This window comes from Alcaligenes sp. EGD-AK7, assembly GCF_000465875.3.
In the GTDB taxonomy this organism is placed as follows: Bacteria; Pseudomonadota; Gammaproteobacteria; order Burkholderiales; family Burkholderiaceae_B; genus Alcaligenes; species Alcaligenes phenolicus.
In genome coordinates this window covers 49,496-74,929 of record NZ_AVOG02000070.1, presented here as the reverse complement: position 1 = coordinate 74,929, position 25,434 = coordinate 49,496, and the positions used below count along the sequence as shown (strand labels likewise).

24 protein-coding genes are annotated in these 25,434 nt (G+C 58.0%); 13 read left to right on the top strand and 11 right to left on the bottom strand.

The features are described from left to right. The first annotated feature begins 26 nt into the window (after positions 1-26). The 9 genes from N879_RS19585 (at position 27) to rpoH (ending at position 9,870) form a co-directional block, all read left to right on the top strand. On the top strand, positions 27-1,286 hold the full coding sequence (locus tag N879_RS19585; protein WP_009457459.1) for a putative Na+/H+ antiporter: 1,260 nt from the start codon (positions 27-29) through the stop codon (positions 1,284-1,286). A 263-nt stretch (positions 1,287-1,549) separates the two neighbouring features. After that, positions 1,550-1,753, top strand: a complete 204-nt coding sequence (locus N879_RS20240; protein ID WP_371478382.1) for an FmdB family zinc ribbon protein — start codon at positions 1,550-1,552, stop codon at positions 1,751-1,753. Between the two features lie 11 nt (positions 1,754-1,764). Beyond that, positions 1,765-2,424: a DUF502 domain-containing protein gene (locus tag N879_RS19580; RefSeq protein WP_009457462.1), complete on the top strand. Its 660-nt coding sequence runs from the start codon at positions 1,765-1,767 to the stop codon at positions 2,422-2,424. Positions 2,425-2,466: 42 nt separating this feature from the next. Further along, a complete protein-coding gene (aspS, locus tag N879_RS19575; protein WP_009457464.1) occupies positions 2,467-4,254 on the top strand; it encodes an aspartate--tRNA ligase in 1,788 nt (595 codons plus the stop codon). 18 nt (positions 4,255-4,272) lie between these two features. Then, complete coding sequence (locus N879_RS19570; RefSeq protein ID WP_009457467.1) at positions 4,273-5,124, top strand: endonuclease/exonuclease/phosphatase family protein; 852 nt, start codon at positions 4,273-4,275, stop codon at positions 5,122-5,124. Between the two features lie 41 nt (positions 5,125-5,165). Next, positions 5,166-6,407 carry a cardiolipin synthase ClsB gene (gene clsB / locus N879_RS19565; RefSeq protein WP_009457468.1) on the top strand — a complete coding sequence of 414 codons (1,242 nt, stop codon included), beginning with the start codon at positions 5,166-5,168 and terminating at the stop codon, positions 6,405-6,407. 152 nt (positions 6,408-6,559) lie between these two features. Continuing rightward, on the top strand, positions 6,560-7,666 hold the full coding sequence (locus N879_RS19560; protein ID WP_022983664.1) for an S-(hydroxymethyl)glutathione dehydrogenase/class III alcohol dehydrogenase: 1,107 nt from the start codon (positions 6,560-6,562) through the stop codon (positions 7,664-7,666). A 127-nt stretch (positions 7,667-7,793) separates the two neighbouring features. Further along, a complete protein-coding gene (gene fghA / locus N879_RS19555) occupies positions 7,794-8,687 on the top strand; it encodes an S-formylglutathione hydrolase (protein ID WP_009457471.1) in 894 nt (297 codons plus the stop codon). 286 nt (positions 8,688-8,973) lie between these two features. Then, entirely contained in the window at positions 8,974-9,870 is an 897-nt protein-coding gene (gene rpoH, locus N879_RS19550; RefSeq protein WP_009457472.1) for an RNA polymerase sigma factor RpoH, read from the top strand. Between the two features lie 251 nt (positions 9,871-10,121). Here the strand turns inward: rpoH and N879_RS19545 are convergent, their stop codons facing one another. Together N879_RS19545 and N879_RS19540 are read right to left on the bottom strand one after the other, a co-directional pair. Beyond that, positions 10,122-12,173 carry a TonB-dependent copper receptor gene (locus N879_RS19545; RefSeq protein WP_009457474.1) on the bottom strand — a complete coding sequence of 684 codons (2,052 nt, stop codon included), beginning with the start codon at positions 12,171-12,173 and terminating at the stop codon, positions 10,122-10,124. 98 nt (positions 12,174-12,271) lie between these two features. Then, positions 12,272-12,709, bottom strand: a complete 438-nt coding sequence (locus N879_RS19540; RefSeq protein ID WP_009457476.1) for a DUF2946 family protein — start codon at positions 12,707-12,709, stop codon at positions 12,272-12,274. Between the two features lie 283 nt (positions 12,710-12,992). Between N879_RS19540 and N879_RS19535 the strand changes: the two genes are divergently transcribed. Next, positions 12,993-15,617, top strand: a complete 2,625-nt coding sequence (locus tag N879_RS19535; RefSeq protein ID WP_022983663.1) for a cation:proton antiporter — start codon at positions 12,993-12,995, stop codon at positions 15,615-15,617. A 43-nt stretch (positions 15,618-15,660) separates the two neighbouring features. Here the strand turns inward: N879_RS19535 and cyoE are convergent, their stop codons facing one another. Genes cyoE through N879_RS19515 form a run of 4 tightly spaced genes read right to left on the bottom strand, consistent with a single transcriptional unit; the run spans position 15,661 to position 18,984 of the window. Beyond that, positions 15,661-16,554, bottom strand: a complete 894-nt coding sequence (gene cyoE, locus N879_RS19530) for a heme o synthase (RefSeq protein ID WP_022983662.1) — start codon at positions 16,552-16,554, stop codon at positions 15,661-15,663. Then, the gene (locus N879_RS19525; protein WP_022983661.1) at positions 16,493-17,566 is read right to left on the bottom strand and encodes a COX15/CtaA family protein; all 1,074 of its coding nucleotides are present in this window, start codon (positions 17,564-17,566) and stop codon (positions 16,493-16,495) included. Before N879_RS19525 ends, cyoE begins: the two co-directional genes overlap by 62 nt. A 4-nt stretch (positions 17,567-17,570) precedes the next feature. Continuing rightward, positions 17,571-18,200, bottom strand: coding sequence for an SCO family protein (locus N879_RS19520; protein ID WP_009457482.1), 630 nt, complete (start codon positions 18,198-18,200; stop codon positions 17,571-17,573). A 1-nt stretch (position 18,201) separates the two neighbouring features. Then, positions 18,202-18,984: an SURF1 family protein gene (locus N879_RS19515; RefSeq protein ID WP_009457483.1), complete on the bottom strand. Its 783-nt coding sequence runs from the start codon at positions 18,982-18,984 to the stop codon at positions 18,202-18,204. A 28-nt stretch (positions 18,985-19,012) separates the two neighbouring features. Between N879_RS19515 and N879_RS19510 the strand changes: the two genes are divergently transcribed. Continuing rightward, positions 19,013-19,219, top strand: coding sequence for a twin transmembrane helix small protein (locus tag N879_RS19510; protein WP_009457485.1), 207 nt, complete (start codon positions 19,013-19,015; stop codon positions 19,217-19,219). A 44-nt stretch (positions 19,220-19,263) separates the two neighbouring features. Here the strand turns inward: N879_RS19510 and N879_RS19505 are convergent, their stop codons facing one another. The 5 genes from N879_RS19505 to coxB all read right to left on the bottom strand — a co-directional run bounded on the left by N879_RS19505 (position 19,264) and on the right by coxB (position 23,390). Continuing rightward, the gene (locus N879_RS19505; RefSeq protein WP_009457487.1) at positions 19,264-20,139 is read right to left on the bottom strand and encodes a cytochrome c oxidase subunit 3; all 876 of its coding nucleotides are present in this window, start codon (positions 20,137-20,139) and stop codon (positions 19,264-19,266) included. Between the two features lie 50 nt (positions 20,140-20,189). Next, on the bottom strand, positions 20,190-20,414 hold the full coding sequence (locus N879_RS19500; protein WP_009457494.1) for a DUF2970 domain-containing protein: 225 nt from the start codon (positions 20,412-20,414) through the stop codon (positions 20,190-20,192). A gap of 1 nt (position 20,415) precedes the next feature. Further along, complete coding sequence (locus N879_RS20840; RefSeq protein ID WP_009457495.1) at positions 20,416-20,529, bottom strand: cytochrome oxidase small assembly protein; 114 nt, start codon at positions 20,527-20,529, stop codon at positions 20,416-20,418. A gap of 17 nt (positions 20,530-20,546) precedes the next feature. After that, positions 20,547-22,154, bottom strand: a complete 1,608-nt coding sequence (gene ctaD / locus N879_RS19495; protein ID WP_009457496.1) for a cytochrome c oxidase subunit I — start codon at positions 22,152-22,154, stop codon at positions 20,547-20,549. A 75-nt stretch (positions 22,155-22,229) separates the two neighbouring features. Further along, positions 22,230-23,390, bottom strand: a complete 1,161-nt coding sequence (gene coxB, locus N879_RS19490) for a cytochrome c oxidase subunit II (protein ID WP_009457497.1) — start codon at positions 23,388-23,390, stop codon at positions 22,230-22,232. 275 nt (positions 23,391-23,665) lie between these two features. Between coxB and N879_RS19485 the strand changes: the two genes are divergently transcribed. After that, positions 23,666-24,493, top strand: coding sequence for an NUDIX hydrolase (locus N879_RS19485; protein WP_009457498.1), 828 nt, complete (start codon positions 23,666-23,668; stop codon positions 24,491-24,493). A gap of 44 nt (positions 24,494-24,537) precedes the next feature. After that, positions 24,538-25,422, top strand: a complete 885-nt coding sequence (locus tag N879_RS19480) for a PhaM family polyhydroxyalkanoate granule multifunctional regulatory protein (RefSeq protein WP_009457503.1) — start codon at positions 24,538-24,540, stop codon at positions 25,420-25,422. Positions 25,423-25,434: the final 12 nt, after the last annotated feature.

Sequence of the window (25,434 nt, the reverse complement as noted above, 5' to 3'; positions counted from 1 at the left end):
TACGTAAAGCTTTAAAGGTTTGAAGAATGGCCTCTCCTCTTGAGTATGTCGCAACGGCGCTATTTGCCATTGCCATCGTCCACACCTTCTCGGTTCCGGTATTTGCCCGCCTGGCCAATAAAGGCGGCAGCCACTCAGGGCTGTGGCACATGTTGTCCGAGGTCGAGGCCGTGTTTGGCGTCTGGGCCTGTGTGCTGGTGGCCTATATGGCCGTTTTTGTGGATTTGCAGTCCGCTATCGAGTATCTGGAAACCCGCAACTTCACCGAACCCATGTTCGTGTTCGCGATCATGGTGGTTGCCGCCAGCCGCCCGATTCTGGAACTGGTGAACAAGACGGTGGCGGTGCTGGCGCGTGCTGTGCCCGTGTCTGACAAGATCTCCACCTACTTCATCACTATGTCGGTAGTGCCTCTGGCCGGTTCCCTGATTACCGAGCCCGCTGCCATGACGTTGGCGGCGCTGCTGTTGCACAAAGCCTATTTCCGTCATCAAGGCCATGCCGGTTTCAAGTATTTGACCGTGGGCGTGCTGTTTGTGAACGTCTCTATTGGTGGCGTGCTGACTGCCTATGCAGCCCCTCCGGTCTTGATGGTGGCCAGTACCTTTGGCTGGGACACCGCCTTTATGGCGACGCATTTTGGTTGGCGTGCTGTGATGGCCGTCCTGATCAATGCCACCCTGGTCACCCTGGTTTGCCGTAAAGCCTTGATGGAAATGGGGCAGGGTATGCCTGAAACAAAACAAGCGCAGCGCCCGGTGCCCATTACCGTCATGGCCATTCACGTGGCTTTCCTGGTGGCGATTGTGCTGGGCGCGCATCACCCCATTGTGTTCATGGCTCTGCTGATGCTGTTTATTGGCTATGCCCACTCCTACAAGCATTACCAGAACCCCTTGCTGGTGCGTGAAGGCCTGATGGTCGGTTTCTTCCTGGCCGGTCTGGTGGTCCTGGGCGGTCTGCAGAAGTGGTGGCTGCAGGATCTGCTGGGCGGCTTGTCGCCCACCGTGCTGTTCTGGGGGGCGACGGCCTTGACGGCAGTAACGGATAACGCGGCACTGACCTATCTGGGCTCTCTGGTGGAAGGCACCTCGGATATCTGGCGCTATATGCTGGTGGCCGGTGCGGTTACGGGCGGTGGTCTGACCGTGATTGCCAACGCGCCCAACCCCGCCGGCTTCTCCATTCTGAAAGGCAGCTTCCCGGATGGTGCGATCTCGCCTCTGCGTTTGCTGCTCAGTGCCATGGTGCCAACCCTGGTCGCAGCCTGCCTGTTTTTGATCTGAACCGGATGGCCGCCAGGGGCGGCCTGTCTGGCCGGGGCGAAGTTCAGTGCGATTGAACGCCAAAAGGGCTAAAATCACGGCAGAAGCGCCCCTGGGAACCCTTTGCGGTTGCTGATTGAGCGGGTCTCCGGCTTGAATTTGCTGGTTTCGACCCTACTTATTTGTATCTCGAAGTTTGTTTCGGCTTTTTGTTAGGGTGAGTCGTGCCTATCTATGCGTATAAATGCAGCTCGTGCCAATACGAAAAAGATGTGCTGCAAAAAATGTCGGACCCCGTTTTGGAGGTTTGTCCAGAATGTAACCAGCCTACCTTTACCAAACAGGTAACGGCGGCCGGATTCCAGCTCAAGGGTACGGGCTGGTATGTAACGGATTTTCGTAACCAGGGTGGCAGCAAGCCCGCGGACAGTGGCGCTACGTCCACACCCGCGCCTGCGACGACACCTTCTTCCTCATCGTCCAGCTAACACCATTTCTTATGCGCCCCTTCAAGCGTTATTTCGTCACTGGCCTGCTCATCTGGGTGCCCTTGGTCATCACCGTCTGGGTGCTGACCTTGCTGATCGAAACGCTGGAGAGCGTAGTGCCGGAGTTTCTGTCTTCGCAGGCCCTGTTCGGCCTGCGGATTCCCGGCTTTAGAATTGTGCTGGTGCTGGCTGTCTTGTTTGGTACGGGTTTGCTGGCGGCCAATTACCTGGGCCGTGCCGTTGTGGATCGTTGGGAATTGCTACTTGGGCGTATTCCTTTGGTGCGTTCCATTTATAATTCCGTCAAACAAGTCAGTGATACGGTGTTGGCACCCGATGGTCAGGCGTTTCGCGAGGCCGTTCTGGTGCAGTATCCCAGGGCCGGTTCCTGGACCATTGCCTTTTTGACCGGCACGCCGGGCGGACAAGTGGCGCAGATTCTGGGAGAGGACTTTGTCAGCGTCTACGTGCCCACCACGCCCAACCCGACTTCCGGTTTTTTCCTGATGATGCCTCGGGCGGATGTACACAAGCTCGACATGACAGTGGATGCGGCGCTTAAATACATCGTATCCATGGGAGTGGTCAGCCCTACCGAGCCGATCGCTTTGCCCCCTGTTTCTGACCAGCCGGAGGGTCCCAAAGGGACACCCCCCTTGGCTGGAACCTGAATTTTCCAATTTGCAGTTTTTACTATTTCGGAGTCATCCTAGATGCGTACGTGTTATACCGGCGAGGTTTCCAAAGAATACCTGGGCCAGACGGTCAATTTGTTTGGCTGGGTACATCGTCGCCGCGACCACGGGGGTGTGATTTTCATTGATCTGCGCGACCGTGAGGGTCTGGCGCAGGTTGTCGTCAACCCTGACAACGTTCAGGCCTTTGAAGTGGCCGAACGTATCCGTAATGAGTACTGCCTGCGCATTACCGGCCGCGTTCAGGCTCGTCCTGAAGGCACGGTCAATCCTGATCTGCGTTCGGGCGAGATTGAAATCGTTTGCGACGAAATCGAAATCCTGAACGCTTCGGTCACGCCTGCTTTCCAGCTGGATGATGACAATCTGTCCGAAACCACGCGTCTGACGCACCGTGTGCTGGATTTGCGCCGTCCGCAGATGCAGAACAACCTGATGCTGCGCTACAAAGTGGCCATGCAATCCCGTCGCTACCTGGACGACCTGGGTTTCATTGATATTGAAACCCCCATGTTGACCAAGAGCACCCCTGAAGGCGCTCGCGACTACCTGGTTCCCTCGCGTGTGAACGCAGGCGAATTCTTTGCATTGCCCCAGTCGCCCCAGCTGTTCAAGCAGATGCTGATGGTGTCGGGCTTTGACCGTTACTACCAGATCACCAAGTGCTTCCGCGACGAAGACTTGCGTGCTGACCGCCAGCCTGAATTTACCCAGATCGACTGCGAAACCTCTTTCCTGAACGAAGAGCAGATTCGCGATATTTTTGAAGGCATGGTCACGCACATTTTCCGCACTGTGCAAAACGTGGAACTGCCCAAGTTCCCCACCATGAGCTGGACTGAGGCCATGCAGCGCTACGGTTCGGACAAGCCTGACCTGCGCGTCAAGCTGGAGTTCGTGGACGTGGCTGACCTGATGCGTGAAGTGGACTTCAAGGTCTTCTCCGCACCGGCCAACGACCCCTCCTGCCGCGTGGTTGCTCTGCGCATTCCTGGTGGTGGCGCCATGCCACGTAGCGAAATCGACGCATACACCAAGTTCGTCGGCATCTACGGTGCCAAGGGGCTGGCTTACATCAAGGTCAACGATGTGACCTCGATCCCTGAAGGTCTGCAGTCGCCTATCGTCAAGAACATCAATGTTGAGGTTCTGAAACAGGTGATGGAGCGCACAGGCGCCCAGAACGGCGACCTGATCTTCTTTGGCGCTGACAAGGCCAAGATCGTGAACGATGCGATTGGTGCCCTGCGTATCAAGATCGGTCACAGCGAATTCGGTAAGGCGAACGGTCTGGTTGAAGAAGGTTGGAAACCCCTGTGGGTGGTGGACTTCCCCATGTTCGAATACGACGAGGGCGAAAACCGCTACTTTGCAGCTCACCACCCCTTCACCAGCCCCAAAGACGGCCACGAAGACCTGCTGGAAACAGATCCCGGCAAGGCCTTTGCCAAGGCTTACGACATGGTGCTGAACGGTTGGGAAGTGGGTGGCGGCTCGGTCCGTATCCACCGTGCTGACGTTCAAAGCAAAGTGTTCAATGCCTTGAAGATCGGCCCTGAAGAAGCACAACTGAAGTTCGGCTTCCTGCTGGATGCGCTGCAATACGGCGCACCTCCACACGGTGGTCTGGCTATGGGTCTGGATCGTCTGGTCACCCTGATGGCCGGTGCCGATTCGATCCGTGACGTGATTGCTTTCCCCAAGACACAGCGTGCTCAGTGTCTGCTCACCCAGGCCCCATCGGCTGTGGACGAGCAGCAGCTGCGCGAGTTGCATATTCGTCTGCGGGCTGTTGAAAACAAGTAAGTCAGAACGGGGGACGGCGTGTCAGTGATTCGGGTAGTTAGCTACAACATTCACAAAGGCCGCTCGGCTTCGGGCAAACGGGAGTCTTTGGCGGATCTGCGCCTGGGACTTTACGGCCTGTCTCCCGACTTGTTGTTCTTGCAGGAAGTGCAGGGGCGTAACCAGCTGCAAGGCAGTCTGGACGCCCAGCACGAATCCCTGGCCGCTGCCTTGCGCATGAATACGGCTTACGGCTGCAACGTGGTTCGCCCTCATACGGACCACGGCAACGCCTTGCTGTCGCGCTTTCCCATTCTGCAGTACGAAAACCAGGACATTTCCGACCATCGTATGGAGCAGCGCGGTTTGCTTCATGCCGTCATTGATGTCGATGGCCGTCCGGTGCATTGCATTGTGGTGCACCTGGGATTGTTCAACAGCGGCCGAGTTCGTCAGGTTCAGGCCTTGCTCGATCGCATCAAGCGCATTGTCCCTGCGGACGAGCCCTTGCTGATTGCAGGCGACTTCAACGACTGGAATAACCGCCTGGCACCCATCTTTGTGCAGCAGCTGAATCTGTACGAGGTATTTTCGTTCTCGCCTCGTGGTCAGGCCGATAACCGTTTCCGACTGCGTCAGCCCATCAAATGGCTGCGTACCATGCGCAAAAGCGGGCTGGTCGTGCCGGATCAAGGCATTCAGCTGGGCGTGAACGGTGCCGCACGCATGACGCCACCGCCTCGTACCTTCCCCGCGGCATTTCCCTGGCTACGTCTGGATCGCGTCTACCAGCGTGGTTTTGCAGTGCGTAATGCCCGTGTACTGGTGGGAGACCCCTGGAAACAGTTGTCCGACCATGCCCCCATCCTGACCGAGCTGGAGCTGCCGTAAAGGGGCGTTCAGTGGTTTCTTAACGCATAGGCCTAGCAAGCATGCCGAGTCTGAAGCGCGATCCACTATGGCACGAAGGTAATCAAATCACCTTGCTGCAAAACGGCCAGGAGTTCTTTCCGGCCATTTGCGAAGCTATCGATCAGGCGAAAAAGCGTCTGCATCTGGAAACCTATATCTTCAACCTGGATGACAGCGGTCACAGCGTTCTGGACGCCTTGCGACGAGCCTGTGAGCGGGGTGTACGCGTACGTGTGGTGATTGATGGCTTTGGCAGTGATGTGCATGCCTTGCAGATTGCCGAACAGTTGAAGGCCATGCGTGCCCGCTACCGGATCTATCGCCCCAAACCCCAAGGGTGGCGCGAACCGCGCTTGTCCTTGCGACGTTTGCGCAGACTGCACCGGAAAATGCTGGTGGTCGATGAGCGCATTGGATTTGTGGGGGGCATCAATATTCTGGACGACTTTGATGAGGTGCCCCTGATCAATGGACAGGGCAGGCCGCGCTTTGATTTTGCTGTACGCTGCGAAGGGCCCATTGTCGACGATATGGTGCGTGCTCAGCAGGCTTTATGGCTGCGCATGGCCTGGCGCAGACGCAAGGATTGGGACAGCTTCACCCAGCGCTTTACCCTGTGGCGTGAATGGCGCAAGCGGCGTCAGGCGCGCAAGAAGGCGGAGCAGGCCGGGCAGGTTTTTGAAGGAGTACGGGCCTGCTTGCTGCTGCGGGACAATGTGCGCCATCGGCAGCAGATTGAGCAGGCGTATCTGTACTTGCTCGGCAAAGCGCAGGAGCAGGTGGTGCTGGCCAATGCCTATTTCTTTCCGGGCCGTACCTTGCGTCGCCGTATCGAACAGACGGCGGAACGAGGCGTGCGGGTGCGTTTGTTGCTGCAAGGCCATGCCGAATACTTCCTGCAATATCGGGCCTGTAGATTCATGTACGGGAAGTTGCTGGATCATGGCATCGAACTGTACGAGTACAAGGCCAGCTATTTACACGCTAAAGTCGCCGTTATCGACGATTACTCCATGGTGGGCTCGTCCAATCTGGACCCGTTCAGTCTGCTGTTGGCGCGCGAGGCTAATGTGCTGATTCAGGATGTGCCTTTCACCCAGGACCTGCAGGCCAAGCTGGAGTACGAGATCGAGCATAATGCAGCGCGCGTCTACCCGGAGCAGTATCAGCGGCTGGGTTTGTTCAGTCGACTGGGCGATTATCTGGCTTATGGCATGTTGCGCCTGGGCGTGTTGCTGACGGGTAAATCGTCCTTGTATTGATGCCTGCCAGGTGATTTGTACGGGTCTTTACCCATACAAGGTGCCGCCAGCCGGGCAGCGCCTTATAAAATACTCTCTATACTTTAAGAGTTTGGTCCCGAAGGACCGAGTTTGCCGTAACCATAATTACTTTTACCCGGAGGGTGGACCACATGAAAACACGTGCAGCTGTTGCCTGGAAAGCGGGCGCTCCGCTAACGATTGAAGAGGTCGATCTGGCAGGTCCCAAAGCGGGCGAAGTGCTGGTCGAAATCAAGGCGACGGGCATTTGCCATACCGATTACTACACCTTGTCCGGTGCTGATCCAGAAGGTTTGTTCCCAGCGATTCTGGGCCATGAAGGTGCAGGCGTGGTGCTGGATGTAGGTGCTGGCGTGACTAGCCTGCGTCCCGGCGATCACGTGATCCCTCTGTACACGCCCGAGTGCCGCCAGTGCAAATCCTGCCTGTCGCGCAAGACCAACCTGTGTACCGCGATCCGTTCGACTCAGGGCAAGGGCCTGATGCCCGATGGCACCTCGCGTTTCTCCATTGGCGGCAAGCCAGTGCACCACTACATGGGCACATCGACTTTCGCTAACCACATCGTGGTGCCGGAAATTGCCTTGGCCAAGATTCGTAACGACGCACCTTTCGACAAGGTGTGCTACATCGGCTGTGGCGTGACTACCGGTTTGGGCGCTGTGCTGTTCACCGCCAAGGTGGAAGCGGGCGCTAACGTGGTGGTGTTCGGTTTGGGCGGTATTGGCCTGAACGTGATCCAGGGCGCCAAGATGGTCGGCGCTGGCAAGATCATCGGAGTGGACATCAACCCCGAGCGCGAAGCCATGGCTCGCCAGTTTGGCATGACCGATTTCGTGAACCCCAATGAGGTTGAAAACGTGGTCGACCACATTATTCAACTGACTGACGGCGGCGCGGATTACTCCTTCGAATGTATCGGCAACACCAAGGTGATGCGTCAGGCACTGGAGTGCTGCCACCGCGGCTGGGGCCAGTCCATCATTATTGGTGTGGCCGAAGCCGGTGCCGAAATCTCCACCCGACCGTTCCAGCTGGTCACAGGTCGCGAATGGAAGGGCTCTGCCTTTGGTGGCGCTCGTGGCCGTACCGACGTCCCGACCATTGTGGACTGGTACATGGATGGCAAGATCAATATCGACGATCTGATCACCCACACCTTGCCGCTGGAGCGCATCAACGAAGGCTTTGACCTGATGAATGCCGGTAAATCCATCCGTTCGGTGGTGATGTACTGATAGACGTCGCTTGAGAAGGGCGCAGGCAGTCGCCTGCACTCTTTATCCCGGTTTCAGAGCTCGTATGCTGCCCTTGGGCGTGCCACGGGCTTTGGGCCGGATCTGCAATTGAGAACACGAGGGGGCTATGACTCAGACACTGGAACTGCTCAACGAACACCGCTGTTTTAATGGTTGGCAGCGCTACTACCAACACGCTTCGCAGACAATTGGCCTGCCCATGCGTTTTTCTGTGTACATGCCGCCGCAACTACAGGCCAGCGCTCAGAAAGGGGCTGCCAGCCTGGCAGAGGCTATCGGGCAAGGCCGTGTGCCTGTGCTGTTTTTTCTGGCCGGCCTGACCTGCACGGAAGAAACCTTCATGATCAAGGCCGGTGCCCAGCGTTACGCTGCCGAGCACGGCATCATGCTGGTCACTCCTGATACCAGCCCGCGTGGTGCTGGCGTGGACGGGGAGGACGATGGCTGGGATCTGGGAACCGGTGCCGGTTTCTATCTGGATGCCACTGAGCCCGGCTGGAGCAAGAATTACCGCATGGAAAGCTATGTGACCCAGGAGCTGTTTGATCTGGTCACGACCATCTTGCCCGGCGACGCCCGCCGTGTCGGTATCTTTGGTCACTCCATGGGCGGGCACGGTGCCTTGACGCTGGCTTTGCGCCACCCTGGCAAGTACCGCTCCGTGTCGGCCTTTGCGCCCATTGCGGCGCCGACCCGCTGCCCTTGGGGCGAAAAGGCCTTTGGTGCCTATTTGGGTCAGGATCGCCAGGCTTGGGAACAACACGACGCCAGTGCCCTGATGGCCAAGACCAGTACGCCGTATCCTGCCGGTATCTTGGTGGACCAGGGCTTGAGCGATGCCTTTCTGGCCGAACAACTGTATCCGGAAGTATTCGAGCAGGCGTGCGAGCAGGCCAAACAGCCTTTGACCCTGCGCCGTCACGACGGCTATGACCACGGCTACTATTTCATCTCGACCTTCATTCAGGACCATCTGAATTTCCACGCCGAGCGACTGTGATCGCTGGATAAACAAGGTCGCACTTTGTTATTTTCAGGTGGGCGTTAAAGCGTTACTCTCAGGCAGCCACGGTTTTTTGCCTGTTTGTGACGTCCTGCCCACCGATTTGCCGCAGTTTTCCCTCAAGTAGTGAACTTTTTCTTGCTGCGACGCTCTTATTCCTGTACTCGAAATTTTTAGCACTCCAGACCATCGAGTGCTAAACTCAATGATTGTTGAAATACGTTTTCTGCGGTTTGAGAGCCTTGTTTAGTGCTCTCGCCGGCTGACTTTTGAAGGATTTTCCATGACACAACAAGCGAACGCTTTGGCCCTGACGTCTGGTAATGAACTCGTCGCCGCCGTGTCTAATCCAGGCGCACTGGGGACGATCGAAGCGTATATTTCTGCTGTTAACCGCCTGCCCATGCTCAGCGCCGAACGCGAAACCGAGCTGGGTCAGCGCCTGCGCGACCAGGATGACCTGGATGCTGCGCGTGAACTGATTTTGTCGCACCTGCGTCTGGTGGTCTCCATTGCCCGCCAGTACCTGGGTTACGGCTTGCCGCATGCCGACCTGATTCAGGAAGGTAACGTGGGCCTGATGAAGGCCGTCAAACGCTTTGACCCCGATCGCGGTGTACGTCTGGTGTCCTTTGCCGTGCACTGGATCAAGGCCGAGATCCACGAATATGTCGTGCGCAACTGGCGCATGGTGAAAGTGGCCACCACCAAGGCCCAACGCAAACTGTTTTTCAATCTGCGCCGCATGCGTCCGGACGGTCAAACGCTGGATACGGCCCAGGTAGACGCGATTGCACGTGAACTCGATGTGCGTCCTCAGGACGTCAGCGAGATGGAAGTGCGTCTGTCCGGTCACGATATGGCCCTGGAAGCCCCGGCCAACGACGACGATGACAATTTCGCGCCTATCTCCTACCTGTCCGATGAAGGACACGAGGAACCCACACGCGTGCTGGAGCGTCGTGCCCAGGATATGCTGGAAGGCAGCGGCCTGGAAGAAGCGATCGACACGCTGGACGAGCGTTCGCAGCGCATTGTGCGCGCCCGCTGGTTGCAGGACGATGGCGGTGCCACCTTGCACGATCTGGCCGCCGAATTCGGCGTGTCGGCAGAGCGTATCCGTCAGATCGAAGTGGCGGCGTTCAAGAAGCTGCGCGTCGCCTTGGCGCCTGCGGCTTGAGTCGTTTTAAAGAGTTACAACTTTTCGGGGGAATCCGAAGAACTTAAGCTGATTTTCGCGGACTAAACAATACATTTGCTGATTTTTGCCACCTATGCAATTCGGCATTTGCGCATCCGCTTCGGCTTCTCCTCTTCCCCTCCCTTTTGAAGCGGATGTTTACGGGACACCAGCTAGGTGTCCCTTTTTTTTGTCCTGATTTTTCAGCTGTTTTGCCTGCCGAGTCAGCCCGACCCGGCAGGCAAAATCGATCAGAAGGTCAACGCGGCACGCAGCCAGACGGTGCGGCCAGGATCATTAAAGCGGCTTGCTGCGCCAAAACCAAAACCACTGTTCCCGGCCAGATTCAGGTGTTCGCCGTAAGTCTTGTCGAACACATTATCCACACCGGCAGTCAGGGACAGATTGCGGTTGATCTTGTAGCCGCCATACAGCGACAAGGTACTGAAACCACCTGTAGGCCCGAAGTCGTAACCCACCACATTCCCTTGTCCCTGCGAATAGCGATTTTGCTTGGCTACAATGCGCCAGACACCGCCGGCAGACCAGGGGCCTTGCACATAATCCGCTGTCAGGCGCAGATCGAGCGGGGGCATTTGCGGCAGGGCTCGGCCATCCGTACTGTTACGGCCCCAGGCGTAGGCCAGGCTGCCGCCCAAAGTCCAGTTGGGCGTCGCTTTCCAGTCCGCACCCAATTCGCCACCCATGATGCGGGCCTTGACGTTTCTGGCCTGGGTTTTCATGCCCATCATGCCACCGGGCAGGTAGTCGAACAGGATGTAATCCTGGATCTGGCCAATATAGGCAGAGGCCCAGGCCGAGACCGTTTCATCCTTGTACTGAGCACCAAAATCCAGCTGTGTGGTCTTTTCAGGCTGAATGCCCAGGAAGGCACTGGCGCTGCCTTGCGGGCCGCTGGCCGGGGAAATCAGCTCCCAGTAGTCCGGCATGCGCTGCACATGACCAATACCGGCGTACAGGCTCAAGGGCAGGGAATCCAGATCATGCTCGATACGCAGGAAGGCACTGGGCAGGGTTTCTCTACGGCGCTCGTTCGCACCGGGGTTGGGCTTGCTCATCATGCCACTACCCAGGCTGGGTCGCAGGTCGCGGGCACTGGCCCAATCCAGACGTGCGCCACCAATCAAACGGCTGGCGTCGTTCAGGTCCCAACGGGCTTCGGTGAACAGACCAATATTGTCGAACTCGGCATCTTTCACCCAATCCTGATCGCGGTAGTCCTGCATGCCCATGCCACTGCGTTTGCGATGGCGGCTGCGCATCAAATCGGCACCTGTGGTCAAGGTCAGGTCCTCGCTCAAGGCCCAGTCCATGCTTAGACGGCCACCCCAGGTCAGGCGGTCCACATTGGAGGCCATAGGCATGGACATGCCTCCTCCCGGTTTGAAGGTGCGCAGCCCGTAGTTGTCCATCACGTGATCGGCGTAGTTGTAGTAGAGCTGGGCCTCTACATTGCGCAGCACGCCTTCGTGCATATCCTTCTTGAAACGCAGACCCAAGGTTTCACGCTTGAATTTTGTGCCATCCATGCCACGACCAGCATAGCGGGCATAGCCGTCGCCTGTGCCTGCACTGAGCTCCAGCAAGGTATCGGCATCCGGCGTCAGGCCAATGGCGACGTCCGTATTCCATTTCTTCCAGCGCGAGGGCACACGTTCGCCATCACCGTCCTTGTAGTCCTGAGCGCGATCTTGATTGGCAGTCAGGCGGGCATAGTAAGAGGCATTGCCAGCCGCAAAGTCCACATTGCCTGCGTGACGGCCAGCCGAACCGCCCAGAATACTGGCGTCCAGCGTGGCGTCGTTCTCGGTAAAGCCGGGCGCTTTGCGCTCGAAGCGTACCGTTCCGGCAGAAGCACCCGGGCCCCAGCGCACGCTTTGAGGGCCCTTGATGATGGTCAGTTCATCAAAGGATTGGGGCGAAATGTAGGAGGTCGGCGCATCCATGCGTGACGGGCAGGCACCGGGCATGGAGCTGCCATTGGTCAGCACATTCAGACGCGAGCCAAACATGCCGCGCAGCACCGGGTCCCCGTTGCTGCCGCCATTACGAATGGCCGCAAAGCCAGGAATGGTTTTCAAGTAGTCCGTGCCGTCGCTGGCAGGCAAGGGCAGGCGGGGCAGTTTGGGGTTGGTGCTGAACTGCAAAGGGGATTCAGGAGCCACTCCGGTCACTACGATAGGGCTGAGTTGTTCAATAACGGTGGATTGGGCCAGGGCAATAGAAGGCACGCAGGCCAGCACACCGGCGCTGATCAGGCCGGGGTTTATTAATTTCTTCATGACTAAATTCCGAAGAGCAGCCGTCGTCCAGCGGCAAACCCGCTTGGGCGATGGCAACAAAGGAGAAAAGGCGTGGCGGCAGAGCCGAACGCGGGGAATCAGGCAGGAAGAAGAGAGGGTGGGGCGCGTTGCCCCACAGGCGGGCCACGAATAAAGGCCTGCGCCAGAGCGGGGCTAAGAGGGGGAAGCAGCAAGGGCCGGAACTGGCCCAGGCTCAAAGGCGTGACGATAGCAATCGGCGCGGGCGTCAATGCGGCTTGCAGCATGACGCAGAACGGACAGGTGGCGCTGGTGGTAGCCTCGTCCGAATGGGACGTGGTGTCCTCTCCTAACAAGGCCGCCCAGTGCTGAATCATTTCAGGGGGAAGGCTTTGTCCTGAAGGTAGACAGAAGGCCAGCGCATACCCCTGATCTGTCTGCTTGGGCATATAGCCCGCAGGGACCATGCCGCGCAGCACCACAGTCAGCAACAACAAGCACAGGCCCAGACGATGGGGCCAGTGAGTCGCAGCGAGGAAGGTGCGCGGGAAATTCATGATGCGAAAGTATAACGAGTTATGTCAGACGTGAACTTGCGCTGGCGCAGATTTTGGCTTGCCGCCGTATCACCGTCCATTTGTGTTTCTGAATGCGGGTCCATAGGCCAAAAAACGTAAATTTTGCGAGAAAAAGATAATTCGGCGGCTGTGTGTCCGGAAAAAGGCGCTATTCTGATTCATGCGGAAAGCGGGGGGATTTTCCGTGCCGATCTGGCCTGCCCATGCCTGAATGCGTATGTACATGCCGATCGACTCAATGCCGATGACAAAGGATGTCGCGATGCAGATTGGGCAGTTTGTTTTTGGGTTGGCAGGCCTGCTGGGGCTGGTTGCCTTTATGCCGCCTTTGGCTGGACGCTTGCGACTGCCGTACTCCGTACTTCTGGCCTTGATCGGCTTTGCGCTGGGCATTTTGCTACACCTGCATGCCTGGGCGCCCAAGATGGTGTCCGACTTCCTGGATACCTTGCAGGCCTTTGACATCTCCTCCGAGACCTTTCTCTACGCTTTCCTGCCCATCCTGCTGTTCGAGACTTCGCTGGCCATGAACTTGCGCCGCCTGCTCGACGATATCGGCGCCATCTTGATGATGGCCATCGTGGCCGTAGTGGTCTGTACCTTTGCCGTTGGCTACGCCTTGAACGCGGCTTCGTCTTATGGTCTGGTGGTCTGTTTGATGTTGGGCGCGATTGTGGCCACGACGGACCCTGTGGCCGTGGTGGGCATTTTCCGTGAAGTGGGCGCACCCAAACGCTTGTCTACCTTGGTGGAAGGCGAGGCTCTGTTTAACGATGCGGCTTCCATTGCCTTGTACTCCGTGCTGTTGGCAGTCCTGACGGGGGGTGGGGAATTAAGTGGCAGCAAGGTGTTGGGCAGCTTCCTGTTCAGTTTTCTGGGCGGTGGTGTCGCGGGTTTCTTGATGGGTCGTCTGGCTAGCGGCCTGTTCGTGCTCTTGCGCGGTTGGCCGGCTGCTGAAGTCACGCTGACCATTGCCTTGGCGTACCTGGCCTTTTTTGTGTCCGAGCACTATCTGGGCGTATCCGGTGTGGTCGCCACGGTCATTTCCGGCCTGGTGGTGGGCTCGACAGGCCGCACTCGCATGTCGCCTGCGACCTTCGAGCTTTTGAGCAGCTCCTGGACTCAGATGGGTTTTCTGGCCAACTCCCTGATCTTCTTGTTTGCCGCCATGCTGATTCCACGCCTGATGGCTGAAATCACCTGGATGCAGATCGGCCTGGTGGCCTTGCTGTTTGTGGTGACCTTGCTGGCACGGGCCGTTATGGTGTTTGCCGTTCTGCCCTTGCTGGGGCGCACCCGCTTTGGCACCCGAGTCAGTCGCCCCTATCGGGTGGTGATTCTGTGGGGCGGCCTGCGTGGCGCTGTTTCCCTGGCACTGGCCCTGGCGGTTACGGAACAGCACGCCATTCCGCATGATGTGCGCCAGTTCATTGGGGTGGCCACCACGGGCTTTGTGTTGCTGACCCTGTTTGTGAACGGGATCAGTTTACGCCCCTTGATTCGTCGTTTAGGCCTGAATCAGCTGACCCCGCTGGAGCGCCACTTGCGCGATCAGGCGGTGAGTCTGGCCTTGGAAGAGCTGCGCGACAAGACCGAAGAACTGGGTCGGCAAGAGCAGATCAAGCCACAGGTCATCGAGCGCCTGTGTACGGTGTTCGATGCCAGTCAGGCCGGTGTGGCATCCGGCCAGATCCAAAGCCTGACCGAAGCACAGAAAGTAAAAATGGGGATGGCGATTCTGTCGGCCCGCGAGGTGGAGCTGTTTTACGAACTGCTGAAATCGCAGATTGTGGATTGGAAGACAGCCGAGTCCTTGTTGAGCCGCGCCGAACGCATGAATGATACGGTGCGTCTGGCTGGCTTGGCCGGTTTCGAGGCCGCCATTGCCAATGATTTGCGCTATTCTCGAGGTTTCCGGTCTGCTTTGCGCTTGCACTATCTGTTTGGCCTGCAAGGCTGGCTGGTGCGGGAACTGGACAAGCGTTTCTCGAACCTGATCGCCAAGCGCTCGGTGGCCCAGCGTCTGATACGCTTTGCCGAAACCGAGCTGGCTCCTTTACTGGGACAACAGGCTACGGGCACGATTGTGCAGGCTCACAAGTTGCGTCTGTCTCAACTGGAAGACGCTTTGCATTCCTTGACGCTGCAATACCCGGTGTTCGCGCAGTGGCTGCAAGAGTCCTATTTGGCGCGCGTCGCCGCTTCGCAAGAACGCGCCCACTACCGCACCATGTTGTCCCACTCTCTGATTACCAGCGAGATGTACGCTGATCTGGTCAAGCAGATCACACAACGCTGGCGTTATCTGGACGAGCGTCCCACGCTGGACATGACCATGAGCGCCATGGAACTGATTGCCCAGGTACCCATGTTCGATGGCATTTCCGAGCAAGCCAAGAAGGAGCTGGCGCGACGTTTACGCCCACGTCTGGCGCTGCCAGACCAGAAAATTCATCTTCGTTATGGTGGCATGCGTGTCATGTTCTTTGTGGCGTCCGGGGCGCTGGAGCTGACTTTGCCTGATGGTAGCCTGGTGGAACTGGGGACAGGGCAAACGATTGGTGAAGTCAATGTCGTGGAACATAGCGACCACGTTGGTGAAGTGCGCTCCCTGGGCTATAGCCGCTTGCTGATGCTGACTGAGCGTGATTTCGATACCTTGCGCGGCAAAGATCCCATCTTCAGTGAAAAGATCGAGGCCGTGGTGCGACAGCGCCAACGCGCGTATCAAGTGTGGCAGGAGTTCGAGTCCGGCCAACGCCAACATGAGGAACTGCCACCGCTGTTTGGTTTGGCTCATGCCTTGAGCGAGGCAGAAAGTTTTGTCGGCCCGCCTTTACCCCCGGACTGGGTACGACAGGCGCAGCCCCCCGAGGGACAGGCATAAAAAAAAGCGAGCCGATCACGGCTCGCTTTTTTATTGGGCGTGATCAGATCAAGCGCACCCAGTGATCCAGCAGCAATGCCCCAAACAAGACCGCCAGATAAATAATGGAAAAGCGGAACAGCTTGCGAGACAGTTCATCGCTGTAGTTGCGGTGCAGTTGGTGGGCGTATTGAATGAAGCGTGCGCCCAGCAAGATCGCCGCAGCCAGGTACAACGGCCCGCTCATGCGGATGATAAAGGGCAGCAGGCTGGAGGCCATCAGGATGTAGCTGTAGAGCAGCACATGCAGCGTCGTAAAGGTCTTGCCGTGGGTGACGGGTAGCATGGGCAGGCCGGAGCGCTGGTAGTCGTGTTGACGGTAGAGCGCCAGGGCCCAGAAGTGCGGCGGCGTCCAGATGAAGATGATCAGCACCAGCAACCAGGCCTCAGCCGGTACGGCGTTGGCAATGGCGGCCCAGCCCAAAGCAGGTGGCATGGCACCGGACAAACCGCCGATGACGATGTTTTGTGGGGTCAGGGGTTTGAGAATCACGGTATAGATCACCGCATAACCAATGAAGGTGGCCAAGGTCAGCCACATGGTCAGCGGGTTCACCCAGTAATACAGCACCAGCATGCCCATGCCGCCCAACAAACCGGACATGGCCAGCACTTGCGGCGGGGTAATGGTGCCGCGTGCCGTACCGCGTCGAGCGGTGCGCAACATGCGGGCATCAATCTGGCTTTCGATCAGGCAGTTGATGGCAAAGGCGGCAGCCGCCAGCATCCATATGCCCAGCGTACCCGCGACCACGGTGCCCGGATCGGGCAGGCCGGGAGCAGCCAGAAACATGCCGATAACGGCACAGAAAACAGCCAGCTGGGTGACTCTGGGTTTAGTCAGTACCAGATACTGGCGCAGGAGCGAGGCGGGAGCCAGGGTAGCGGTGTTTGTCATACTGTATTCCTTGGGGGACAGTCGACTTGCGGGAAAGCCGTACCAACAGGGTGACGCAGCATAAAACGAGACCGGCAGCTCCCCCATTATGCAGGACGGCAATCAAAAGAGGCCATTGGAAAAAGATCGTGGTTAACCCCGTGATGAGCTGGGCCAGCAGCAGCAAAAGCACCAAAGTCGCGGGGCGACGCAAGATGGGATCGGCGCGTAATTTCCACGCAACGGAACCCAGAACCAGAAACACCAGAAAGGCCATATTGCGATGGACCCAATGGATGGCGGTCAGCGCGGCCTGGGAAATCATCTCACCGGAAGGCAGCTCGCCCAACGCGCGAAACAGCGAGAACCCGCCGTGCAGATCCATCTCCGGTATCCATTGACCGTGGCATTGCGGGAAGTCCATGCAGGCCAGCGCCGCGTAGTTGGTGCTGACCCAGCCACCCAGACCAATCTGAATCGTCAGCAGGATAAAGGCCCCGATCAGCCAGGGTCGCCAACGGCGGGTTACAGGTGAGACTGGCGGTCCTGGGTTTTCGCGCACGGCCAGCCAGGTCATCAAGGCCAGTACGCTCATGCCACCCAGCAAGTGAGTGGTGACAATAATGGGCATCAGCTTGTGAGTGACGGTCCAGGCACCAAAGGCCCCTTGCACGCACACAGCCAGTAAGGTGAAAGCCGCCAGCCTGGCCGAATGCCCCAGCGTATGGCGATGCCGCCATGCCATCCAGACAATGGCAATGATCAGCATGCCCAAAGCCGCGCCCACGTAGCGGTGGATCATTTCAATCCAGGCCTTGCCCCAACTGACCGGGCCATAGGGCATGGCTTGATAGGCTTGTTCGATATGTGCGCCCGCGCCCAGCGGCGTGAGCTTGCCATAGCAACCGGGCCAGTCCGGGCAACCCAGGCCCGAATCTGTCAGACGCACAAACGCGCCGAACATGATCAGGTCCAGGGTCAGGAACCAAGTCAGGTAAACCAGCTTGCGGTAGCGTTGGCGGATATCGGCCATAAACTTATCCGATGCGTGAATTGTTCAGCAGTTTGCGTATATCGGTGCGAACCTTGAGCGGGTCGGCATCGCCGGGGAACAGCATCATCAAGTTGCCATTGGGGTCGATGATCCACATGCCATTCTTGACGGCTTGTTCGGGGGCCTTGCCAGCAGCGTCAGGAGTCAGAAATTCGGCCAGCTGGCGCGGATCGGCGCGCAGCATATGCGTACCTTGATAGGCCTCCAGAATTTGCTCGGTTGGCTGGCCCTGGTCAGTCACAAACCAGACGCGTGCCAGGCGTTCCACGTTCTTGCCTTGGCTGGCGTGGGAGTTGCGCAGAATGAACAGCTTGCGCACGCAGCTTTCGGGGCAGGCGCTTTCATCGGCACTGACCAGCACCCAGCGGCCTCGCAGCGATTGCAGATCAAAGGCCTCGCCTTGCAGATTGCGCAGGGGCAGTGCGGCAGGTTCAGGCACGCTGCGTTGAGGCTGAATCAACTGGCCGTAGGCATTGCTCTCGTCTGGCCGCAGTCCCAGTGATGGCATGTAGTAGGCAGCCAGTGCAAACAGTACCGGCGCCAGACTGATCGCCAGCAGCAGATACAGCGGAGTCATGGAACGCGGGCGGGTAGGGGGTTGAGTCGTGTCCACGTCAGGTTTTCCTTGTAGGGGCAGAGTTGAGTCTGGAGCGTCGCAGCCATTTCCACGCTACACCGATCCAGGCACACAGGGCAATCAGGGCAAAACCGAACCATTGCAGTGCGTAGCCACGGTTCTTTTCAAAGTCGATATTCGGGTCGGGCCAATTGGTTTGCAGCTCCGAAGCGGGGGCCGTCTGGGCCAGCACGCGCGGCAGCACAGGCAGATCAATGCGGCTGCGCAGATCTTCCAGGGCCAGGTTCTGCACGACGGGGGGCGTGCCAGACGGGTCGGGCAAGTGTGCAGGCAAGGGGCTGCTACCCAGCTCAAACAGACGCGGTACGCGCTCCATCAACTCGCCGGAAATGGTTTCGGAGCCGGAAGGAGCAGCCGGAACGCTAGGGGTTTGCCCCGGTACGCGAGCCAGCCAACCACGTAGCACGAGCAGGCTGGAGCCCGCCAAATCGCCCTCATCCAGCACAAAAGGGGTGGCAATCCAGTAGCCCGGCTTACCTTTGAAATTGCGATTATCCAGGAGTACAGTTAACTCACTGCGCCAGGAGCCGTGCACCGCGACAGACTGCCACAAGGCACCTTTATCCAGGCTGGCCTGGGAATCAATATGAAGGGGAGCTTGCTGGCGGCCTTGTTCTATTTGTTGCGCCAGGCTTTGACGTTCCTGCGCGCGGCTCAGTTGCCAGCGCCCCAGGCTAATGAACAGCAGCATCAGCAAACCCAGACAAACCAGGGCAAGCAGGGATCGAGTCGAAGAAGAACGAGAATTGTTGCTGGACATCCATTCAACCTGAAGCGGGGGAGACGTAATGCGTGTGCTAGTCCTGATCGTGTTTCTGGGGATTATTGTTTCGCTGGGTTCGGCCCTGGTGTATTTGATGCGGGACCGGGGTAATTCCAATCGCATGGCCTATGCCCTGACCTGGCGAGTGGGCTTGTCCGTGGCCCTGTTTCTGTTTGTGTTGCTGGCCCATCATCTGGGTTGGATTGAAAGCACTGGCGTGCCTTTGGTTTGAAGTAAAAATCCAGGCCCGAAGACACGGGCCTGGAGCATGAATGGCTAGAACCAGTACACGTACAGATACAAGCCCAGCCACACCACGTCCACAAAGTGCCAGTACCAGGCGGCCCCTTCAAAACCAAAGTGGTGCTCGGCGGTAAAGTGCCCGCGCATCAGCCGTATCAGCATCACCGTCAGCATGGTGGCACCGATAATCACGTGAAAACCGTGAAAGCCCGTCAACATGTAGAACAAGGCTCCGTATGCGCCGGAAGTGAACTTCAGGTTCAGTTCGGCATAGGCGTGCATGTATTCGTAAGCCTGGCAGGCCACGAAGGCAAAGCCCAGCGCAACCGTCATGAACAGCCAGAAAATAGCGCTACTACGCTTGCTGGCTCGCAGCGCGTGGTGAGCAATGGTCAGGGTGACGCCCGAGGTCAGCAGCAAGGCCGTGTTGATCGTAGGCAGCCACAGCGGGCCTACGGTCTGGAAAGGAGCAACAGTGCCCGCCGGGCCTTGATTCGGCCAGGTGCCGGTGAAGTCAGGCCAGAGCAGGGCGCGGTGATCCAGGTCGCTGAGCAGCGGCGTGGCAATTTCGCGGGTATACCAAAGTGCCCCGAAAAAGGCCGCAAAAAACATCACTTCGGAAAAGATGAACCAGGACATGCTCCAGCGATAGGAGATATCGACACGGGTGCTGTTCAGACCCGTTTCAGACTCGCGCACGGCGTCGCTGAACCAGAAGAACAGCACCAGCAAGAAGCTGAGAATCCCGACCAGAAACACCCAGAAGCCGCCCGGCCAGTTATTGATCCAGGTCGCCGCACCCAACAGCGTCAGGCACAGGGAAAGGCTGGCGCGTACCGGATGCCCCGACAAGCCGGGGACGTAGTAATACGGCGCCTTGGACGGGTGAGCCGTAGTCTCGACATGCATAGTGTTCTCCTTCGGGTCATGTGCCCTTGGGCGCAGTATCCGGCCAGGGTTCAGCTGGCCTGACCAATGAACCAGCGGGCCACCATAATCAGGCCCACAACGAAAACAACCGTGGCGATCAAGGCGGCAATAATCAGATAGACCGGATTGATCTTGGCAATGTCCTGCTCATGGTCGCGGCCACGACGGACTCCAAAAAATCCCCAGGCAATGGCTTTCAATGTCTGGAAAAAACTGAGCTTGCGCCGTGTGAGGTCCCGAAAATCGTCATTCATATCACTGTCCTAAAAATTGACTGCCTTTTAGAAAGGTCCAGGCCATGACGGCAATGACGAACACGGCCAGGAGCAATCCCAGACGGCGGTTGCGACGGCGTTGTTCGGGGGTCATACGGCGTTCCTCCAGTGTTACTTGACGACAGGGGGTACTTCAAAGGTGTGGTGCGGAGCGGGCGATGGAACAGTCCACTCCAGACCTTCGGCACCTTCCCAGGGTTTGGCGCTGGCCACTTCGCCCTTGCCACGCGCTGCCTGGATCACGATGTAGATCAGCAGCAGTTGCGACAGGCCGAACCAGAAGGCGCCGATGGTGGCAATCTGGTGGAAGTCCGTGAACTGGCCAGCGTAGTCCACATAACGACGTGGCATGCCCGCCAGACCCAGAAAGTGCATGGGGAAGAAGGTCACGTTGAACGAGATCATGGTGGACCAGAAGTGGATCTTGCCCAGACGCTCGTTGTACATGCGGCCGGTCCATTTGGGCAGCCAGTAGTAGGCACCGCCAAACAGGGCAAAGAGCGATCCGGCCACCAGCACATAGTGGAAGTGGGCCACCACGTAATAGGTGTCGTGTACCGCAATATCAATCGGGGCCACGGCCAGGATCAGGCCGGTAAAGCCGCCAATCGTGAACACGAAGATAAAGCCGATGGAAAACAGCATGGGCGTTTCAAAGGACAGCGAGCCGCGCCACATGGTGGCTACCCAGTTGAAGATCTTCACCCCGGTCGGAATGGAGATCAGCATGGTGGCATACATGAAATACAGCTGCCCGGTTACCGGCATCCCCGTGGAGAACATGTGGTGGGCCCACACCAGGAAGGACAGAATCGCGATGGCGGCGGTGGCGTACACCATGGAGGCATAGCCAAACAGGGCTTTGCGCGAGAAGGCAGGTACGATGGCAGAGACAATGCCAAAGGCTGGCAAGATCATGATGTAGACCTCGGGGTGACCGAAGAACCAGAAGATGTGCTGGTACAGAACCGGGTCACCACCACCGGCGGCGTTAAAGAAGTGTGTACCGAAGTGACGGTCCGTCAGCAGCATGGTCACGGCAGCGGCCAGCACGGGCATCACGGCAATCAGCAGATAAGCGGTAATCAGCCAGGTCCAGCAAAACAGCGGCATTTTCATCAGCGTCATGCCAGGCGCGCGCATGTTCAATACCGTCACCACAATATTGATGGCCCCCATGATGGAGGACGCGCCCAGAATGTGGACCGCGAAAATCGTGAAGTCCATGCCTGGTCCCATTTGCAAGGACAGCGGGGCGTACATGGTCCAGCCACCGGCAGGCGCGCCGCCCGGTACAAAGAAGGACGCGGTAAACAGAATCGCGCCTACGGGCAGCAGCCAGAAGCTGAAGTTGTTCATGCGGGCAAAAGCCATGTCCGATGCGCCAATTTGCAGCGGAATCATCCAGTTGGCAAAGCCCACAAAAGCCGGCATGATCGCGCCGAAAATCATGATCAGGCCGTGCATGGTGGTGAACTGGTTGAACAGCTCTGGCCGGAAAAACTGCAGGCCCGGCTGGAACAGTTCGGTACGCAGCAGCAAGGCCAGCACGCCGCCCTCCAGCAACATCACAAAGGAGAAGATCAGGTACATGGTCCCGATGTCCTTGTGATTGGTGGCGAACAGCCAGCGACGCCAGCCGCTAGGGGTGGCATGGGCATGATGGTGATCATCATGTCCGCTCGGGTTCGCTACATGGTCGACGGTGACGCTACTCATGCTTGACTCCTTGCTGCACTCCCCCTGGCCGTAGTCAGGGATAGATTGATAGTGTGATAGGCGGCGCGCGCAAAATTAGCGCTGTTCCTTGACGTCGGCGGGCATCACGACAGGGTCAGGCCCTTTGCCAGCGTTGCCCCAGGCATTGCGTGTGTAGGTAATGACCGCAGCAATCTGTACATCGGTCAGTTGATTGCGGAAGGCGGCCATCGCGGTGCCAGGGTGACCATTCAACACCGTGTCGATCTGGCCTTTCTTGGGGGCGAGCACAAATTTCGTATCGCCATCCAGAGCGGGGAAGGTGCCGGGCACGCCCTTGCCGTTGGCCTGGTGGCAAGCCACGCAGTTCTGCGCAAAGATCTGTTTGCCGCGCTCGGTCAATTCGTCCTTGGTCCACTCTTTATTGGGATCGTCGGCCTGAGCCGTCATCAAGTCGTTCTGCTCCTGGGCCCACTTGTCGTAGTCTTCTTGCGCCATCACTTGCACCACGATGGGCATATAGGCGTGGTCCTTGCCACACAGCTCGGCGCATTGACCGCGGTAGGTGCCGACCTTGTCCGCACGGAACCAGGTATCGCGCAAAAAGCCAGGGATGGCATCTTGCTTGACGCCAAACTCGGGCACCATCCAGGAGTGGATGACGTCCTCGGCCGTCAGCATGACGCGCACTTTCTTGTTAACCGGCACCACCAGTGGCTTGTCCACTTCCATCAGATAGTTCGGGCCAATGGGTTCGCGGCCTTCAATCTGGGCGCGCGGGGTGGACAGGTTGGACAGGTATTTCACACCCGTGGCCGGACCGTCCAGATACTCGTAGCCCCATTTCCACTGATAGCCAGTGACCTTGACGGTCAGGTCGGCGCTGCTGGTGTCCTTCATGGCCACCACGGTTTTGGTGGCAGGCAGTGCCATGCCGATCACGATCAGGAAAGGGATGATGGTCCAGGCCACTTCCACACCCAGGTGTTCGTGAAAGCGGGCGGCAATCGCGCCCTTGGACTTGCGGTGCCGGATGATGGAATAGAACATCACGCCGAACACGCCAATAAAGATGATGGTACAGATGATCAGCATCATCCAATGCAGCCAGGCAATGTCCTGGGCGATGGGGGTAACCCCGTTATGCAAATTGAGCTGATTGACACGGGGACCACCCTCCATGTGGGTGATCTGAGCCAGGCTTGGCCCTGCCGTCGAACAGGCGGTCAGAGCAAATAAACTTCTCCACATCTTCATTGTTGTCCCTCTTTTGGTGTTGCCATGCCAAACCGGGGTTCGGCTGCGTCAACGCTCCGAAAAATCCAACGCTGGAAGAAACTGCTGTGTTGCAGTGGCGGGCTTGTCGCAGCTAAGTGCTGGTCCGCTCGAAGTTTTTAGTAGCTTATCTGTTCACGGAAATTATATAGAACTTGCTTTAGCCTTCAAGGGCAGGGTATGTCCCTAGAAGACAAGGTTGGACTAAACGCTACAAAAGCCGTAATGGGGCAAGGCTTGAATTACAATCGCGGACTATGACTTTGTTCCAGAACCGATCACTTACTCAGGCCCTGCGTCAGCGCATGGCCAGCTTGACCAGTCAGCTGCAACAATTGCCTCCACCGGGCAGCCGTCCTGTCACTGTTGATGGGCGCGTTGCCGGATGGATCACCCCCAAGGCCGCTCGTTGTATCGAGCCTTTGCCAGGGGTCTCGATTGAAGAAGATGTCTTGCGTCTGAGCGATTGCCCCAGCCAGGAATTGAGCTTGGCTCAGGTCCTGGATCAGGTCGCCTTGCGTTTGCAGGAAGGCGGTTGCATTCGGGCCTGGCGTGACGAGTTGCTGGACGTGGTCGGAGAAGGGCAGTGCCTGTCGCGCATTGAACGCGGTGCGGTACGGCCCTTGGGCTTTTTGACGCAAGCCGTGCATTTGAATGGCTGGTCCACAGACGGCCGTATCTGGGCCGCACGTCGTTCACCCACCAAGTCAACAGACCCGAATATGTGGGACACGCTGGTCGGTGGATTGGCGGTCAGTGGTGAATCGCTGCATACCTCTCTCATACGCGAAAGTTATGAAGAAGCGGGGTTGGCCGAGTCCGTGCTGGACAATTGCACCCCCTTGCGTGTGTCCTTGCGCATGCACCGTCGCCTGCCGGAAGGCTACCAAGTGGAAAATGCTCTGGTTAGCGATTGCGTGCTGGCCGACGATGTACGGCCCTGCAATATGGACGGCGAGGTTAGTGAGTTTCGCTTATTGACGCTGGATGAAGCCTGGCAAATGATAGAAGCAGATTTGTTCACCCTGGAAGCGCAAGTGGTGCTGATCGACAGCATCAAGCAGCATCTGGAACAGCTGGCCTGAACCTGGGAATCACCGGGCAGGCACCAACCCGATGGGAGCTACGCATGAACCCGAATCCTTTTGGTATACCTGATTTCAATGCCCTGGGCGGCGGCAACAATCCCTTGCTGCGCAGCATGGACATGATGGCGCAGGCCTGGAAAAACATGGCCAGCGGTGGTGCGGGCGATTTGAGTTCGGGCATGATGCCCAGCTTGTCCCCCGATGATCTGGATCGTCGTATTCGTGACTTGCGTGCCGTGGAAAGCTGGTTGCAGCTGAACCTGTCCATGCTGAGCACGACTATCCAGGGTCTGGAGATTCAGCGCTCCACCTTGGCGGCAATCAAAACCATGGCACAGCAAGGTACGCAGGCTGCGGGCGGGAAAAATCCCTTTGAAGCCTTTATGGCCTTCAATCCCATGGCAGCGGGTGCTGCGGGTGCAGATAATGCAGCCGGTGCCAAGGCGCAGGCCAGCAAGCCGGAGGCGGCCGCGCATACGGCATCCCAGTCAGCAGCGGCTCAGCCCTCGCCACAGTCTCAACAGGCTGCGCCACAGCCTGAAGCGGCTGCCAAGCAGGACAGCCCCAAAGATAAACAGCCCGGTGCTCAGCAGGAAGCCGGTGCAGGCAATCCCGCTGCGCAAGCGTGGTGGAACATGCTGCAACAGCAGTTTGATGCCATGGCGACCGCCACAGCCGCATCAATGCAGCAGGTAGAAAACTATCGCCAGCAGGCGACCAAGGCCAAAGCGGCTGGCTCGGCCAAACCCCCTAAACCAGCAGCTGCCCATGCCCAGACGTCGGCCAAGACCAGTGCTCCGGCAGCAGCCAAGCCGGTAAAAACGGCAGCGAAAGCCGCCACTAAAACTGCGGCCAAGGCGGCCACCAAAACGGCGGCTAAAAAAACCGCCACGCGCAGCACCAAAAGCAGTACCAAAAAGAACTGATCGACCAACCTT